This window comes from Achromobacter sp. ACM02, assembly GCF_014851605.1.
Lineage (GTDB): Bacteria > Pseudomonadota > Gammaproteobacteria > Burkholderiales > Burkholderiaceae_B > Achromobacter > Achromobacter aegrifaciens.
Window position 1 is genome coordinate 83,617 of sequence record NZ_JACUZY010000009.1, and the last position, 15,937, is coordinate 99,553.

At 64.2% G+C, this 15,937-nt stretch carries 13 protein-coding genes and 1 tRNA gene; 4 read left to right on the forward strand and 10 right to left on the reverse strand.

Annotated elements, in window-relative coordinates; genetic code table 11:
• Positions 1–123 precede the first annotated feature (123 nt).
• Together IB258_RS24870 and IB258_RS24875 are read left to right on the forward strand one after the other, a co-directional pair.
• On the forward strand, positions 124–1,452 hold the full coding sequence (locus IB258_RS24870; RefSeq protein ID WP_192353339.1) for a cytosine permease: 1,329 nt from the start codon (positions 124–126) through the stop codon (positions 1,450–1,452).
• Between the two features lie 87 nt (positions 1,453–1,539).
• Positions 1,540–2,190: an HD domain-containing protein gene (locus IB258_RS24875; protein ID WP_192353340.1), complete on the forward strand. Its 651-nt coding sequence runs from the start codon at positions 1,540–1,542 to the stop codon at positions 2,188–2,190.
• A 66-nt stretch (positions 2,191–2,256) separates the two neighbouring features.
• On the opposite strand, the gene IB258_RS24880 is transcribed toward IB258_RS24875, so the two are convergent.
• A complete protein-coding gene (locus tag IB258_RS24880; protein WP_370539857.1) occupies positions 2,257–2,979 on the reverse strand; it encodes an SDR family oxidoreductase in 723 nt (240 codons plus the stop codon).
• Positions 2,980–3,611: 632 nt separating this feature from the next.
• On the opposite strand from IB258_RS24880, the gene IB258_RS24885 reads away from it, so the two are divergent.
• Positions 3,612–4,181, forward strand: coding sequence for a TetR/AcrR family transcriptional regulator (locus IB258_RS24885; RefSeq protein WP_225590508.1), 570 nt, complete (start codon positions 3,612–3,614; stop codon positions 4,179–4,181).
• Positions 4,182–4,241: 60 nt separating this feature from the next.
• Here the strand turns inward: IB258_RS24885 and IB258_RS24890 are convergent.
• The 6 genes from IB258_RS24890 to ppk1 all read right to left on the reverse strand — a co-directional run bounded on the left by IB258_RS24890 (position 4,242) and on the right by ppk1 (position 10,842).
• Positions 4,242–4,318: transfer RNA gene (locus IB258_RS24890), tRNA-Pro, on the reverse strand.
• A gap of 241 nt (positions 4,319–4,559) precedes the next feature.
• Positions 4,560–5,336: a phosphate ABC transporter ATP-binding protein PstB gene (gene pstB / locus IB258_RS24895; RefSeq protein WP_006221056.1), complete on the reverse strand. Its 777-nt coding sequence runs from the start codon at positions 5,334–5,336 to the stop codon at positions 4,560–4,562.
• 48 nt (positions 5,337–5,384) lie between these two features.
• Positions 5,385–6,239: a phosphate ABC transporter permease PstA gene (pstA, locus tag IB258_RS24900; protein WP_082400756.1), complete on the reverse strand. Its 855-nt coding sequence runs from the start codon at positions 6,237–6,239 to the stop codon at positions 5,385–5,387.
• Positions 6,240–6,265: 26 nt separating this feature from the next.
• A complete protein-coding gene (pstC, locus tag IB258_RS24905; RefSeq protein WP_054451356.1) occupies positions 6,266–7,282 on the reverse strand; it encodes a phosphate ABC transporter permease subunit PstC in 1,017 nt (338 codons plus the stop codon).
• A 155-nt stretch (positions 7,283–7,437) separates the two neighbouring features.
• Complete coding sequence (gene pstS / locus IB258_RS24910) at positions 7,438–8,478, reverse strand: phosphate ABC transporter substrate-binding protein PstS (protein WP_054451357.1); 1,041 nt, start codon at positions 8,476–8,478, stop codon at positions 7,438–7,440.
• A 288-nt stretch (positions 8,479–8,766) separates the two neighbouring features.
• Positions 8,767–10,842, reverse strand: a complete 2,076-nt coding sequence (gene ppk1 / locus IB258_RS24915; RefSeq protein ID WP_054451358.1) for a polyphosphate kinase 1 — start codon at positions 10,840–10,842, stop codon at positions 8,767–8,769.
• 220 nt (positions 10,843–11,062) lie between these two features.
• Between ppk1 and ppx the strand changes: the two genes are divergently transcribed.
• On the forward strand, positions 11,063–12,550 hold the full coding sequence (ppx, locus tag IB258_RS24920) for an exopolyphosphatase (protein WP_054451359.1): 1,488 nt from the start codon (positions 11,063–11,065) through the stop codon (positions 12,548–12,550).
• Between the two features lie 181 nt (positions 12,551–12,731).
• Here ppx and IB258_RS24925 read toward each other — a convergent pair whose 3' ends face one another.
• The 3 genes from IB258_RS24925 to folP all read right to left on the reverse strand — a co-directional run bounded on the left by IB258_RS24925 (position 12,732) and on the right by folP (position 15,936).
• Complete coding sequence (locus IB258_RS24925) at positions 12,732–13,538, reverse strand: GNAT family N-acetyltransferase (protein ID WP_054451360.1); 807 nt, start codon at positions 13,536–13,538, stop codon at positions 12,732–12,734.
• A 212-nt stretch (positions 13,539–13,750) separates the two neighbouring features.
• A complete protein-coding gene (gene glmM / locus IB258_RS24930; protein WP_119450615.1) occupies positions 13,751–15,094 on the reverse strand; it encodes a phosphoglucosamine mutase in 1,344 nt (447 codons plus the stop codon).
• Entirely contained in the window at positions 15,091–15,936 is an 846-nt protein-coding gene (gene folP / locus IB258_RS24935; RefSeq protein ID WP_054451362.1) for a dihydropteroate synthase, read from the reverse strand. Before folP ends, glmM begins: the two co-directional genes overlap by 4 nt.
• Position 15,937: the final 1 nt, after the last annotated feature.

Below are 15,937 nucleotides of genomic sequence, written 5' to 3' on the forward strand. Positions count from 1 at the left end.
CCGGTCCGCGCCCTTCTCCCGGTTTTTCTTATATCCCGGCCTTGCCCCCTGGCAAGGCCGGTGGGCGACCCGCGCCCGTTCCGCAGTCGAACCGCAGCATCCGATCCCGCCAGGAGATCCGACATGGCCAACATGACCCCACGCAAACCGTCCGATGAGACGGACAACTCGCTGCATGCCGTCGCCGACAGCGACCGCATGCCCCGCTACGCCCTCACCATGGCCTGGTGGGCCGTGTGCAGCGCCGTGTTTTACATCGTCGTCGGCGCCACGCTGGCGCTGAAATACGGCGCCCGCAACGCCATCATCGGCATGGTGCTGTCGGTGATCAGCTACGGGCTGATCAACGGCGTCATCAGCCGCTACGCCATCCGCAGCGGCCTGTCGGTGGCGCTGTTCTCGCGCCGGCTCTTCGGCACCTCGGGCGCGGCGCTGGCCACCCTGATCTTCTTCGCCACCGCCATCTACTACGCGGTGTTCGAAGGCGCGGTGATGTCGGTCGCCGCGCATCATCTTTATCCTGCCGTGCCGTACTGGCTGGTGGCGCTGGTGGTGGTCATCTACAGCGTGCTGTTGATCTTCGGCAGCGTGCAAACATGGCTCGACAAGTTCAACGGCGTGCTGCTGCCCTTCTATTTGCTGGGGTTGTTGCTGGCCGTGGTGATGGCGACGCAGGAATACGGCTACAGCGATGCCTGGCTGTCATTCGGTCCGCCCGAAGGCCCGGTCGCCGGCGGTTGGTGGGACGCCTTCGTGTACTACATGGGCGTATGGGTCCTGATGATGTTCACCTTCGACTATGCCCGCTTCGGCAAGCGCGAAGACCAGACCTACCATAGCCGCTACAACTTCGGCATGCCCTTCTATCTGGTGACCTTCCTGCTCAACGGCGTGGCCGGCATCTATCTGGTCAGCACCATCCCCAGCGACGCCGCGCTGTCGGAAGTGTCGGTGGTGCTGGCGCTGCTCAAGCTGATGGGCCTGGGCGGATTGCTGTTCGTGTGGATCACGCAGACCCGCATCAACACCGCCAACTACTACCTGGCGACCATCAACATGCAGGCATTCTTCGCGCGCTGGCCGGGCATGCGCTGGCCCAAGGCGATGTGGGCGGTCATCGTGGGCGCGGTGACGTATGCGCTGATGCTGCTGGACGTGTTCTCGTATCTGCTGCAGGCGCTCGCCTACCAGGGCATCTTCGTGGTGTCGTGGGTGGCGGTGGCGCTGGTGCACATTCTGGGCGACCAGGAGTCCGCGCCGCAACATGGCGGGGCCGCCTTCAACCGCGCTGGCCTGGCCGGCTGGTTCGCAGGCGCGATCTGCGGCCTGGCGCTGATGCACACGGAGGGTTTCGCGGCGACGCTGGCCGCGCCGGCCAGCTTCGTGGTGTCGGCGCTGGTGTACCGGATCTGCTCCACGGCGGCGGCACGGATGCAGGCGCAGGGCGGCTAAGGCCGCGCTGCGGGCAGCGCGGCAAAACGCCCGGCCCGAAAACGTCCTGTGTACACTTTCCGCTGGTCCCGAAGCTGGCGGAAGAAAATGAAGATGCGCGAAGATTTGGCGGCATTGCGGCCGCAGCTCATACAGATCGCCCAGAGCGCGGATACCGGTGACGGCGCCCATGACCTGAGCCATCTGGAACGCGTATGGAAGGCCGCCAACAGCATGCTGGCGCACCACCCCGAAGCCGACGCCATGGTGGTCATGGCCGCCAGTTACCTGCATGACCTTGTCAACCTGCCCAAGAACCATCCCGACCGGGCGCGCGCATCGACCATGGCGGCTGACGAGGCCGTGCGTGAGCTGCAGGCCGCCGGCTATCCCTCAACCAAGCTCGCAGCCGTCCATCACGCCATCGAGGCCCACAGCTACTCCGCCAACATCCCGCCCCGGACCATCGAGGCCCGCATCGTGCAGGATGCCGACCGCCTGGATGCGCTTGGACCGGTGGGACTGGCCCGCATGTTCCATGTCGGCGGACAACTGGGGCGGGCGCTTGCGCACCCCACCGACCCCATGGGCATGCATCGGCAACTGGACGACGGCGCCTACGCGCTGGATCACATCGAATTGAAGCTCGCACGCATCGCGGGAACCATGCAGACGGATGGCGGCCGCGCGCTTGCTGCCACGCGGCTGGACTGGATACGGCGGTTTCGTGATGAGTTCGTGGCAGATTGGTCGGCCTGATTCAGGTTCCCGCCCACGCCATCAATTGGCAGGGTGGCGGCGCCTGGCCGACAAACCCCGGATCCATCACAGCACGAAGCAATCCGCCGAAGCGCGCACCGTCATGTCGCTGACCGAAACGCCCCATGGTTGATCGATGGCCAGCAGGATCGCGTCGGCGATCGAGTCAGGCTCCACCGGCATATGCGACAGGCTCTCCGGATCGCGGAGATCAGGCGGCAGGGCCCCTTCCTGCAGGCCCTTTACCATTGCCATGAATTGCTCCATGTTGTTCCCGACTCTCCCGACGGCGGCAGCGTGGTTGGCTACGGACCCGCCAAGTCCGGTGTTGGGCACTCCGGTGGGGCTGATGGTCGTAACCTTGATCTTCCCGCGCGCCTCCGTCCTCACGGCTTCCGACATGAAATTGACTGCGGCTTTGGTGGCGCCGTAGATTGCCGCGCCCACTGCGGGGAAGTCCCCATAGATGGACGAGATGTTGATGAAGTGGCCCCGCCCCTGAAAGATCATCGCATCGTGGGCGGCAATCATGCCATTGAACACGCCCCTCATATTGATGTCGATACAACGCATCCAGGCATCGTAGGCACGCGAGTGATCCGCGACAAAAGCCAGCGGCATGATGCCTGCATTGTTGAGCATCACGTCGATCGAACCATAGCGCTGCACGCTGGCGCCGACGAGGCCTCTCAGGTCATCCAGAATGCGGACATCCGCGGCTAGGGCCTGCGCCCGGCCGCCCGCCGCGGTAATGCGCGCGACGGTTTCCACCGCAGCGTCCGCGTCGATATCGCCTCACGTCACCAGCGCGCCACGGGCGGCGGCCTGCTGCGCGACTTGGCGTCCAAAGCCGCCGCCTGCCCCGGTAATGACGATGGTCTTGCCTGAGATGTAATCGCTCATGATTCTCTTCTCCAATGCCGCTATGCGAGGAGCCGCGCCATGCCGCATCGCCGCCGTGCGCATGACCTGCCGTTGCATCCACGCAAGTCGCGGACTGATCCGTGGGATACGGCAGAGCTGGCAGGAGGACCAACCCGCGGCCATATTTCGTTATCACACAATAATTAGAATTCTAATTCTATTATTGGAAGGTACTTGAGTCCCATCAACGCGAGGTTTCCCTAGGCCGAGATCAGTGCTGGGCCAAGCACCTGTGACCGCCGTTCGTCCTGCAAACAACCTCCCCGTTATGACGTGGCAGCAACAGGCGCTTGATCGATAAGAGAGCGCATCTGCTACGGCATAATGTGGCACTTCAGGTTTGGATAGATGTTGTCATGGCAGCCCCTCCATCGCAGAAAACAACTACCAAGACAACGCGCGCTTCCAGGGAGCGGAAAGCCGCTCGCCCGGTCGCGCAATCACCGGGCGTTCCGCGCCCTCCCCGTCAGTTACGCAGCGAGGAGTCCCTGGCCAGGATGATCCGCGCCGGCCGCGAATTGATAGAACGGCACGCCAACCTGGACCTGGTACTGATTGGTGACGTGATACGTCTCGCGGACACATCCATCGGCGCGTTCTATGGCCGTTTCCAGGACAAAGAGACCTTTCTTGCGGCAGTCCTGGACGCTGCCGTCGCGGAAAGCAAAGCGCAAGCCGATAATCTTGTCCGCCAAGACGCCGTCTGGACCGAAGGCACCGCCTCGGATATCGTCGCAGCCATGGTGGATTTTTACGTCGATGGCTGCCGCGAAAGCCAGGGGACTTTCAAGGCCGTGCTACAGGATTTCTCGATGGCCGAACGAGAATCGAGTCCGTTGGTCATCTTGAATCGCCATATGCATGCCCTGTTCGTGCCGGCCTTGGCTCGAAAAATGCCGGTCCAGGCGGGCGTGGACACAGAATTGGAAATCCAGATCGCCATGCAGATGCTGCTGGGAACGCTCAGTGCCATGATGCTGACGGACCCGGGTCCAATGCGCCTCCCGGATGATGCAATCAAGCAGCTGCTGACGGACAGGATGCGGCGGATGCTGCGCTTGACCTGAGGGTCGGCCCGGAAATGGCAAAAGGCCGTCAGCGACATATCGCTGACGGCCTTTCTTCATTGGTCGGGGCGGTGGGATTCGAACTCACGACCCTCTGCTCCCAAAGCAGATGCGCTACCAGGCTGCGCTACGCCCCGAAGGGTGGCAACTATACCAGATCCCGGCCCGGTTGGCCTATGCGGCTGGGCCTATGCGGCTGGGCCTGCGGGGCTGTTACGCGCTGGCGGGGATGTTCATGGTGCTGATTCCCGGCCGCCATGCGGGCAACGTCCAGGAGCAGCCCCGGCGGGCTCCGAGCAGGCGCTGCTGTAACAGCAAATGAAAAACGGCGCGCTGTCCGAACAGCGCGCCGCCATTTGCAGAGCCGAAACGCAACGGTCAGCCGAAGCGGCCCGTGATGTAGTCTTCCGTTTCCTTGCGCGAAGGCTTCACGAAGATCTGGTCGGTCTGGCCGAATTCCATCAGCTCGCCCAGGTACATGTAGGCGGTGTAGTCCGAGCAGCGCGCGGCCTGCTGCATGTTGTGCGTCACGATGACGACGGTGTAGTCGTTCTTCAGTTCGGCGATCAGCTCTTCGATCTTGGCGGTCGAAATCGGGTCCAGCGCCGAGCACGGCTCGTCCAGCAACAGCACTTCCGGCTTGATGGCCACGCCGCGCGCGATGCACAGGCGCTGTTGCTGGCCGCCCGACAGGCTGTTGCCGCTCTGGTGCAGCTTGTCCTTCACTTCGTTCCACAGCGCGGCCTTGCTCAGGGCCCATTCCACGCGCTCGTCCATTTCCCCCTTGGACAGGCGCTCGAACAAGCGCACGCCGAAGGCGATGTTGTCGTAGATGCTCATGGGGAACGGCGTGGGCTTCTGGAACACCATGCCGACCTTGGCGCGGATCAGCGAGATGTCGGTCTTGGCCGTCAGCAGGTTTTCGCCGTCCAGGATGATTTCGCCCTCGGCGCGCTGGCCGGGATAGAGCTCGAACATGCGGTTGAACGTGCGCAGCAGCGTGGACTTGCCGCAGCCCGACGGGCCGATGAAGGCGGTGACCTTCTTCTCCTGGATCGACATGTTCACATTGCGGATCGCATGGAACTTGCCGTAGTAGAAGTTCAGGTTCTTGACCTCGATCTTGTTCTTGACGGCGGTAGCGGTGTTTTCCATTTGGTTTCCCTTGGCTCCGGCGCGCCCGGCGCGCCGGCATAGCGATCTTTACTTGCGGAACATGTTGCGGGCGATGATGTTGATGCCCAGCACCAGCAGCGTAATCAGGGTGGCGCCGGCCCAGGCCAGGTTGTTCCAGTCCTTGAAGGGGCTGGCGGCGTACTGGTAAATCACGACCGGCAGGTTGGCCATCGGGCCGTTCATGTTCAAGGACATGAACTGGTTCGACAGCGCGGTGAACAGCAGCGGCGCGGTTTCGCCGGAGATCCGGGCGATGGCCAGCAGCACGCCGGTGATGATGCCGGTCTTGGCGGCGCGATAGCACACCATGGTGATCATGCGCCACTTGGGGCAGCCCAGCGCGGCAGCGGCTTCGCGCAGGCTGTTGGGCACCAGCAGCAGCATGTTGTCGGTGGTGCGCACCACCACCGGAATCACCAGGATGGACAGCGCGATGGCGCCGGCCCAGCCCGAGTAGTGCCCCACCTGGGCCACGTACACGGCGTAGATGAACAGGCCGATGATGATGGACGGGGCCGACAACAGCACGTCGTTCAGGAAGCGCGTGGCCGGCGCCAGCCAGCCGCGCTGGCCGTATTCGGCCAGGTAGGTGCCGGCCAGGATGCCGACGGGCGTGCCGATGAGCGTGCCCACGCCAGCCATCATCACGCTGCCGAAGATGGCGTTGATGAGACCGCCGGTCTGCCCGGGCGGCGGCGTGATCTCGGTGAAGAGCGTGTACGACAGCGCGGGCGCGCCCTTCATCAACAGCGTCAGAATGATCCAGAACAGCCAGAACAGCCCGAACACCAGGGTGCCCAGCGACACGGTCAGCATGATGCGGTTGACTACGCGGCGCCGGCGATAGGTGCCGTTCTGCATATTGAGTACGGATACAGCCATGATCTTTTCCTTGTGCTCGCGGCGCGTCAGGTTTTCTTGCCTTCACTGGCGGACAAGCGAACCAGCAGCATCTTGGCCAGCGCGAGCACGATGGTCGTGATCAGGAACAGGATCAGGCCCAGTTCCAGCAGCGCCGACTTCTGTATGCCGCCCGCTTCATTGAATTCGTTGGCCAGCGCCGAAGCGATCGAGTTGCCCGGCGAGAACAGCGAACCGGACCACTTGAAGGCGTTGCCGATGACGAAGGTCACCGCCATGGTTTCGCCAAGCGCGCGGCCCAGTCCCAGCATGATGCCGCCGATGACGCCCGACTTGGTGTAGGGCAGCACCACGCGCCACATCACTTCCCAGGTCGTGCTGCCCAGGCCGTAGGCGGATTCCTTGAGCATCGCCGGCACCAGTTCGAACACGTCGCGCATCACCGCGGCAATGAACGGGATGATCATGATCGAGAGGATCAGGCCGGCGGTGAAGATGCCAATGCCGAAGGGCGGCCCCGCGAAGATGCCGCCGATCACGGGCAGGCTGCCCAATGTGGCGATCATGAAGGGCTGCACATACTGCTGGAACACTGGGACGAAGACGAACAGGCCCCACATGCCGTAGATGATGGACGGAATCGCCGCCAGCATTTCGACCGCTGTGCCCAGCGGGCGGCGCAGCCAGGTCGGCGACAGTTCGGTCAGGAAGATGGCGATGCCGAAGGACACAGGCACGGCGATGATCAGGGCGATGGCCGAGGTCAGCAGCGTACCGATGATGGGCACCACGGCGCCGTAGTTCGAATTGACCGGATCCCAGTCGTTGAGCCAGAGGAACGACAGGCCGTACTTGGCCAGCGATTCGCGGCTGCCGTAGATCAGGGAAACAAGAATCGCCGCCAGCAGGATGAACACCAGGAAGGCGAACAGGCGGGTCAGGTTCTTGAATAGCGCATCCATCAGCGCGTTTTTGTTTTGCTTCATAGGCGAAGGCGTGCCGGTAGTCACGGAGTCCGCCACGCTGGGCGAAAGCGGCACACTATTATCCATTACCGCGCTCATGGATGGACTTTCCTTAGGAAACCAGGGGAGAAACTTCGAAGGTCTTGCGGCGGACCGCCGCCAGCATCCCGTATCCGGAACGCCAGCGGCGGCCGCTGTGGATTGCGCGCGATGGAGATTGGCATTGTCAGCCGGCCTCCCTCGCGCTCAAGCCTTTATTGCCAGACGGCCTTGCCGTCGGCGGCCTTGACTTCGCCCCAGGCGGCGCGGATTTCCTTGGTCACGGCTTCCGGCAGCGGCACGTAGTCCATGGCTTCAGCCGACTTGGCGCCGTTCTTGAAGGCCCAGTCGAAGAATTCCAGCACGGCCTTGCCCTGCGCCGGCTTGTCTTGCGACTTGTGGACCAGGATGAAGGTGGCGGCAGTGACGGGCCAGGAATCGGCGCCCGGCTCGTCGGTCAGGACCACGCCCATACCCGGCGCGCTCTTCCAGTCGGCGTTGGCGGCCGCGGCTGCGAACGCCTTCTGTTCCGGCTGGACGAACTTGCCGTCCTTGTTCTGCAGTTGCGTCCAGGCCAGCTTGTTCTGCTTGGCGTAGGCGTATTCCACGTAGCCGATCGAGTTCTTCAGCTGGCCGACGTAGGCGGCGACGCCTTCGTTGCCCTTGCCGCCCTGACCCACGGGCCACTTGACGGCCTTGCCTTCGCCCACGGTCGACTTCCAGTCCGGCGACACCTTGGACAGGTAGTTGGTCCAGCCGAAGGTGGTGCCCGAGCCGTCCGAGCGGTGCACGACGATGATGTCGGCGGCCGGCAGCTTCAGGTCGGGGTTCAGCGCCTTGATGGCAGCGTCGTCCCACTTCTTGATCTTGCCCAGGAAGATATCGGCCAGGACCTTGCCCGACAGCTTCAGTTTGCCGGGTTCGACGCCGTCGATGTTCACCACGGCAACCGTGCCGCCGATGACGGCCGGGAATTGCAGCAGGCCGTTCTTTTCCAGATCGGCAGCCTTCATGGGATCGTCCGAAGCGCCGAAATCGACGGTCTTGGCGATGATTTGTTGCTGACCGCCGCCCGAACCGATGGACTGGTAGTTGACGGCGCTATTGGTGGCGGCCTTGTAGTCGGAGGCCCACTTGGCGTAGATCGGGTACGGGAACGAAGCGCCGGCGCCGGTCACGTCGGCGGCCTGGACGGCAAATACGGCGGCGCTCAGCGCGACGCCCAGGGAAACTTGTTTGAAGACACGTTTGAACATCAGGGTTCCTTCTGTGCTCGTTGGAGGAGTCTGGCAGGCTTGGAAAACTGCCTGTCTTTCAGCGACCCTCGAATAATAGAAGTCCCACATGACAGGATAGTGACAGTCATGATCCCCCCGAGGCGCTGCGCGCCTCCCCCCAGGGGGCGCCGGTGGCGGACCGGCGGAGCCGGATCCGCGCGGCCTGGATCTGGGGAGGATTTGCCTCGAACGCCGCCATCCTAAAAGGGGGGGCGGAACAGATGGGAGGCCTTGCTTCGAAAACCGCCCCGGTCGGGGCGGCAGGCGTTACACGCCCAGCTTCTGCATCAGGTACTGGTGCACGTTGAAGGGCTCGCGACGGCTCTTGACGCGGGTGTAGTCGCCGTCGGGCAGTTGCTGCCAGGCCAGCTGGTTGTCGCGCAGGGCGTAGGTGAAGGCTTCGTCGATGACGCGCTTCTTCAGGGTCTTGTCGTATATCGGGAAAGCGATCTCTACCCGGCGGAAGAAGTTGCGATCCATCCAGTCGGCCGACGACAGGTACACGGTTTCTTCGCCCTCGGCGTAGAAGTAGAAGACCCGCGAATGCTCCAGGAAGCGGCCGACGATGGAACGCACCCGGATGTTCTCCGACAACCCTGGCACGCCGGCGCGCAATGCGCATACGCCGCGCACGATCAGGTCGATCTTCACGCCGGCCTGACCGGCCTTGTAAAGCTCTTCGATGATCTGTTCTTCCAAGAGCGAGTTCATCTTGGCCATGATGCGCGAACGCTTGCCGGCCTTGGCCGCGCGGGCCTCGGCGCGGATCAGCGCCACCATGCCGTCGTGCATGGTGAAGGGCGACTGCATCAGCGCCTTGAGCGAACGGCGCGCGCCCAGCCCGGTCAGCTGCGCGAACACCTTGTCCATGTCCTCGCACAGCTTCGGATCGGCGGTCAGCAAGCCGAAGTCGGTGTACAGGCGCGCCGTGCGCGGGTGGTAGTTGCCGGTGCCCAGGTGGGCATAGCGGCGCAGCCGCCCTTTTTCGCGGCGCAACACCACGGCCATCTTGGCGTGCGTCTTGTGCGCCACCACGCCGTACACGACGTGCGCCCCCACCTCTTCCAGCTTGGAAGCCCAGTTGATGTTGGTCTGCTCGTCGAAGCGGGCCATCAGCTCCACCACCACCGTCACTTCCTTGCCGGCGCGCGCGGCGGCCAGCAGGATCTTCATCAGCTCGGAGTCCTCGCCGGTGCGGTAGATGGTCTGCTTGATCGCCATGACGTCCGGATCCAGCGCGGCGGCGGTCAGGAAGTCGATGACGGGTTGGAACGACTGGTAGGGATGGTGCAGCAGGCGGTCCTGCTCGGCCACGGCCTCGAACAGTTCGGCCGGCTTGTCGCCCACGCGGTCGAACGGCGCCGGCACGGGCGCGCGGTAATCCGGGAACAACAGATCCGGGCGCGAATCCGAGTTGCACAGCTGCATCAGGCGCGACAGGTTCACCGGCCCCGGCACGCGGTACGTGTCCTCGGCCTTGAGCGAGAACTCGCGCTGCAGGAAGTGTTCCAGTTCGACCGGCGTCAGCTTGTCGATCTCCAGGCGCACGGCGGCGCCGAAGTTGCGCTGCGACAACTCGCCCTGCAAGGCGTGGCGCAGGTTGGTGACTTCTTCCTCGTCCACGAACAGGTCGCTGTTGCGCGTGACCCGCCACTGATAGCAGCCCAGCATTTCCAGGCCCGGGAAGAGCTCGCCGACAAAGGCGCGCAGCAGCGAGGTCAGCAGGATGTAGCCCTCGGGCTGGCCCGACAGCTCCTGCGGCATCTTGATCAGGCGCGGCAAGGCGCGCGGCGCCTGCACCACGGCGATCGAGGCCTGCCGGCCAAAGGCGTCGGCGCCCGACAGCGACACGATGAAGTTCAGGCTCTTGTTGTAGACCCGCGGAAACGGATGCGCCGGATCCAGTCCGATCGGGGTCAGCAGCGGCATCACGTCGCGATTGAAGACATCGCGCGCCCATTCCTGCTGTTGCGGATTCCATTCGGACGCGTGGTGCAACGAAATGCCCTCGGCGTGCATGGCCGGCAGGATCTCGTCGTTGAGCAGGTTGTACTGGCGGTTGACCAGTTCGTGCACCGCCTGCTGCACATTGTCGAACGCCTGGTCGGGCGTCATGCCGTCGGGCCCCACCAGATTCGGCGACTGGCGCTGCTGCTCCTTCAGGCTGGAAATCCGGATCTCGAAGAACTCATCCAGGTTGGAACTGACGATGCAGACGTAGCGCAGGCGTTCCAGCAAGGGAGTCTTGGGATTCTCCGCCATCGCCAGCACGCGTTCGTTGAATTTCAGCAGCGACAACTCGCGGTTCAGAAGCAAGGGCTCGGCAGGAGGGCGTGAGGGCATACCGGATTCCATACGTAGGGAGAGCGTGGAGTTTTACTGCAAAAAAGTGACGGTTCCATGACACAGCAGCAAATACGTAGCGTACGCCAAAACCGGGACGCATAGCAGGCGGATCAGATGCCGCAAACCCCTGTTCCATAAGAAAAAAAACGTGGGCGGGGGCGCTGTCACATGGGATCTCTATAATCGGGCCACCTCTCAGACAATATTTACGAGCCGCATGGATCAACTTCTGGCCGCGGTGGACCTCGGGTCCAACAGCTTCCGCCTCTCCATCGGACGCATCGTTCAACAGGACGGTACGCCCCAGATCTATCAGATCGACCGCCTCAAGGAAACCGTCCGGCTTGCGGCCGGCCTGGACTCCGAAAAGAGGCTGGGCGACGAGGCCATCGACAGAGCCATCGCCGTGCTGGAGCGCTTCGGCGACCGCCTGCGCAGCTTCCATCCCAACCGGGTCCGCGCCGTCGCCACCAATACGTTCCGCGTCGCCCGAAACACCCGGGATTTCCTGCCGCGCGCCGAAGCCGCGCTGGGCTTTCCCATCGAAGTCATCGCCGGCCGCGAAGAGGCCCGCCTGATCTTCTCCGGCGTGGTTCACACCCTGCCCCCCTCGCCCAACAAGCGCCTGGTTATCGACATCGGCGGCGGCTCGACCGAAGTCATCATCGGCAAAGGGCACGAGCCCGGCCTGATGTCCTCGCTCTACATGGGCTGCGTCAGCTACAGCCGCCAGTTCTTCTCGGACGGCGTGGTGGACGCGCATCAGATGAAGCAGGCCGAACTGGCCGCGCGCCGCGAGATCGAAGTCATCGCCAAGCAGTACCGCAAGATGGGCTGGAAGGAAGCCTACGGCTCCTCCGGCACGGCCAAGGCGCTGTTCGCCATCCTGACCGAATGCCGCTTCTCGGACCGAGGCATCACGCGCGCCGGCCTGAACAAGCTGAAGGACCGCATCATCCGCTCGGGCCGCGTCATCCCATCCGAACTGCCCGGCATCAAGATCGAACGCTCGGACGTGCTGCCCGGCGGCCTGGCCATCATGAGCGCCCTGTTCGACGAGCTGGGCATCGACGTCATGCACACCGGCGATGGCGCCTTGCGCCTGGGCGTGCTGTACGACCTGCTGGGCCGCGATGACGAGCATGACAAGCGCGATGAATCGGTGCGCCAGTTCATGAAGCGCTACCACGTCGACGTCAACCAGGCGCGTCGCGTGCACCACGCTGCGCTGACGCTGTTCGACGCCATGTTCCCGGACGGTCCGGAACGCGCGGAGCTGCGCCCCGCGCTGGGCTGGGCGGCCGATCTGCACGAAGTGGGTCTGTCCATCGCCCACAACGCGTATCACAAGCACACCGCCTACGTGCTGGAAAACGCCGACATGCCCGGGTTCTCGCGCGCCGACCAGCAGTTGCTGGCGCTGCTTGCGCTCGGCCATCAGGGCAAGCTGACCAAGCTGGAACCGCTGGTGCGCTCGCGCCCGCAATGGAAGGCCATCCTCAGCCTGCGCCTGGCGGTGCTGCTGTTCCGCCGCCGTAATGAAATCGAACCGCTGCCGCTGACCGCGTCGGTGCGCGACAACTCGATCGTGGTGCGGGTCAACCGCGAATGGCTGGCGCAGCACCCCCTGAGCGACTTCACGCTGCGCGCGGAAGAAGCCGAGTGGAACAAGGTGGGCTTTTCGTTCGAACTGCTGGAGTTCTGAGGAACCAGCCGGGCGGCGCGCTCGCGCCGCCCTGTTCCGGCCCCGCGCTGCGGGGCCGGTGCGCTAGAACGGCGACAGATCGGTTTCGCGATGCAGCCGTTTGAGCTCCATGCGCAAGGGCCTGGTGGCCCGCCGTATCAACCTGATCTTCATGCGGCGGAACAGGCGGCGCATGGGGGTCTCAGCGCTGGACAGCGGCGGTTGCGGGCTGATCCAGCCCGAAATGGCGGCGGTAGCGCTCGTCCATGCGGTCCATCTTCAGCAGGACCGGGAAATCCGCGGCGTTGAAATCGGGGTCCCAGGCGGGCTCGCCACAGACCTTGGCACCCAGCTTCAGGTAACCCTTGATCAGCGGCGGCACGCGCGCCGGCAAGGTGCTGTTGAGCTTTTCCACCGGATAGCGGTGCAGCGGCGTCACGCGCGGCTCATCGCCCTGCGGCAGCTGCTTGGAAATGGTGCGCCACACTTCGGCGGCGGTGACGCCGTCGTCGCGCAGGCTGACGCTGGCGCAGCCCAGCACGTACTGGTAGCCGCCCCGGCGCAGGTATTCGGCCAGACCAGACCACAACAGCATGATCACGCCGCCGCTGCGGTAGTCGGGGTGGGTGCAAGAGCGGCCGACTTCGACCAGCTCGTCCTGGATGGAGCCCAGCCCGGACAGGTCGAACTCGGACTGCGAGTAATACCCCCCAGCCTCTCGCGCCTTTTCCGGCGTCAGGATCCGGTAGGTGCCGACCACGCGGCCCGTATCCAGCTCGCGGACCATCAGATGTTCGCAGAACGGATCGAAGCGATCATGCTCGATGCCGTCCTGGGCGTCGGGGAACACCGCGCCCATGTCCTCGGTGAAGACGTCGTAGCGCAGGCGTTGAATCTGCTCGATTTCTTCAGCGGTGCGCGCCAAGCCCACCACCAGCACCTTGGCGGCGGCGCCGGTCCAAGGTTCCGCGGCATTACGGCTCGGATTGATGCGTGCTAATTCCAGCATTGCGCGAAGCTCCTAGAGAGTCCAGCCAGTGTGGACGCCCTGTATGTCAAAGACTTGACCAATATGTTACGTGACTATGAAGTTTAGTCTGGAGCGAATAAATCAATCCTCCGCCCAAATCGACAAAACTTTACAAATCTATACAACCCTTGAACAAACAAAGGCCACCCGTCACGCGCCGGGTGGCCTTGCTCGAAATCGTAAGGCAGCGTTTATCCCAGGCTGGCCGCAAGCTTCTCGGCGCAGGAGACGGCCAGGGCTTCATCCTCGGCCTCGACCATGAGGCGCAGCTTCGGCTCGGTGCCCGAAGCGCGGATCAGGATGCGGCCGCGGCCGTCCAGCTCGGCTTCGACGGCCTTGCGCGCGGCGCTCAAGCCGGCATGCGTCTTCCAGTCCTGGCCCGGGGTCAGCGGCACATTGATCATCTTCTGCGGATACATGCGCAGATCGCTCACCCACTCCGCCAGCCCGACCGAGTTGCGGCGCAGCGCAGTCAGGACCTGCAGCGCGGCGACGATGCCGTCGCCCGTCGAATGGCAGTCCAGGCACAGCAGATGGCCGGAGCTTTCGCCGCCATACAGCCAGCCGCGCGCCTGCATCTGCTCCAGCACGTAGCGGTCGCCGACATTGGCGCGCTCGAAGCCCACGCCCAGGCGCTGCATTTCGCGTTCGAAGCCGAAGTTGGTCATCAGCGTGCCGACCACGCCGTCCACCTTGCCACGCTGCATGCGTTCGCGGACGATGGCGTACATGAGTTCGTCGCCGTTGTAGATGCGGCCTTCGCCATCGACCATCTGCAGGCGGTCGGCGTCGCCGTCCAGCGCGATGCCCAACTGGGCGCCGCGAGCGTGCACTTCCTTGGCCAGCAGCTCGGGATGCAGCGCGCCCACGCCCTTATTGATGTTGAAGCCATCCGGATTGACGCCGATGGCGTGCACTTCGGCGCCCAGTTCGCGGAACACGTGCGGCGCGATGTTGTAGGCGGCGCCATGGGCGGCGTCCACCACGATCGTCATGCCGTTCAGGTCCAGATCGTTGGGGAAGGTGCTCTTGCAGAACTCGATGTAGCGACCCTGCGCGTCGCCCATGCGGCGCGCGCGACCCAGCGCTTCCGAGGCGACGCAGCCCAGCGGCTCGTCCAGGGCGGTTTCGATGTCGGCCTCGATCTCGTCGGGCAGCTTCATGCCCTGCGCCGAGAAGAACTTGATGCCGTTGTCCTGGTACGGATTGTGCGAAGCGCTGATGACAATCCCCGCCACCAGTCGCAGCGCCCGGGTCAGGTAGGCCACCGCGGGGGTCGGAATCGGACCGGCCAGCAGCACGTCGATGCCTGCCGCCGACAGGCCGGCTTCCAACGCGGATTCCAGCATGTAGCCGGAGATCCGCGTGTCCTTGCCGATCACGACCTGCGGACGGCTGCCGCCGCGCACGGCGTGCTCACGCGCCAGGACGCGGCCGGCCGCGTAACCCAGACGCAGCGCGAATTCGGCGTTGATCACCGGACCGCCGACTTCGCCGCGGACACCGTCGGTACCGAAATATTTGCGTCGAATCATGAACTGAGTGCTCCTTGTTCTGCCGCGTGCCATACCTTGAGCGCGTCGACCGTGGCCGCCACATCGTGCACCCGCACGATGGAAGCGCCACGCGCCACGCAGGCAAGCGCCGCGGCGATGCTGCCGGGCAACCTGTCGCCCACGGGCCGGCCGGTAGCCTGGCCGATCATGGTTTTGCGCGAGAGGCCGATCAGCAAGGGATAACCGGCGCTGCGCAGGCTGGACAGCCGGCGCAACAGTTGGAAATTCTGGTCGCCCGTCTTGCCGAAGCCGAAGCCCGGGTCCAGCACGATGCGGCGAGGATCGATCCAGGCCGCGCGCAGCTTGTGCGCGCGAGCCCCCAGGAAGAGTCCGATTTCACCGATCAAGTCGGTGTACTCGGGCGGGGCGGCCTGCATGGTGCGAGGTTCGCCCTTCATGTGCATCACGCAAAGCCCGCAGCGCGAATGCGCCACCGCCTCGACGGCGCCGGGCTGCCTGAAGCCGTAGATGTCGTTGATCATGTCCGCGCCGGCATCCAGCACGGCGCGCATGACTTCCGGCTTGAAGGTGTCGATGGATAGGGGCACGCCGCAATCGCGCAGCGCCTCCACCACCGGCAGCAGGCGGGCCAGTTCGTCGGCCACGGACACCGGATCGGCCCCGGGGCGCGTGGATTCGCCGCCCAGGTCCAGGATCTGGGCGCCTTCGGCGATCAATTGGCGCGCATGCGCCACTGCGGAATCCGTATCGTCATGCTGGCCGCCGTCGGAAAAGGAGTCCGGCGTGACGTTGACGATACCCATGACAAGCGGGCGCTCGAGATCAAACTCGAAGCGCCCGCAAAGGAAGTTATTTGCCATA

What these genes read in the sequence shown, in the direction of transcription:
- ppk1 (WP_054451358.1), bottom strand. Translation starts at nt 10,842, where the DNA reads ATGCCCTCACGCCCTCCTGCCGAGCCCTTGCTTCTGAACCGCGAGTTG.
- IB258_RS24870 (WP_192353339.1), top strand. Translation starts at nt 124, where the DNA reads ATGGCCAACATGACCCCACGCAAACCGTCCGATGAGACGGACAACTCG.
- IB258_RS24875 (WP_192353340.1), top strand. Translation starts at nt 1,540, where the DNA reads ATGAAGATGCGCGAAGATTTGGCGGCATTGCGGCCGCAGCTCATACAG.
- pstB (WP_006221056.1), bottom strand. Translation starts at nt 5,336, where the DNA reads ATGGAAAACACCGCTACCGCCGTCAAGAACAAGATCGAGGTCAAGAAC.
- pstA (WP_082400756.1), bottom strand. Translation starts at nt 6,239, where the DNA reads ATGGCTGTATCCGTACTCAATATGCAGAACGGCACCTATCGCCGGCGC.
- glmM (WP_119450615.1), bottom strand. Translation starts at nt 15,094, where the DNA reads ATGATTCGACGCAAATATTTCGGTACCGACGGTGTCCGCGGCGAAGTC.
- pstS (WP_054451357.1), bottom strand. Translation starts at nt 8,478, where the DNA reads ATGTTCAAACGTGTCTTCAAACAAGTTTCCCTGGGCGTCGCGCTGAGC.
- folP (WP_054451362.1), bottom strand. Translation starts at nt 15,936, where the DNA reads ATGGCAAATAACTTCCTTTGCGGGCGCTTCGAGTTTGATCTCGAGCGC.
- pstC (WP_054451356.1), bottom strand. Translation starts at nt 7,282, where the DNA reads ATGAGCGCGGTAATGGATAATAGTGTGCCGCTTTCGCCCAGCGTGGCG.
- IB258_RS24925 (WP_054451360.1), bottom strand. Translation starts at nt 13,538, where the DNA reads ATGCTGGAATTAGCACGCATCAATCCGAGCCGTAATGCCGCGGAACCT.
- ppx (WP_054451359.1), top strand. Translation starts at nt 11,063, where the DNA reads ATGGATCAACTTCTGGCCGCGGTGGACCTCGGGTCCAACAGCTTCCGC.
- IB258_RS24885 (WP_225590508.1), top strand. Translation starts at nt 3,612, where the DNA reads ATGATCCGCGCCGGCCGCGAATTGATAGAACGGCACGCCAACCTGGAC.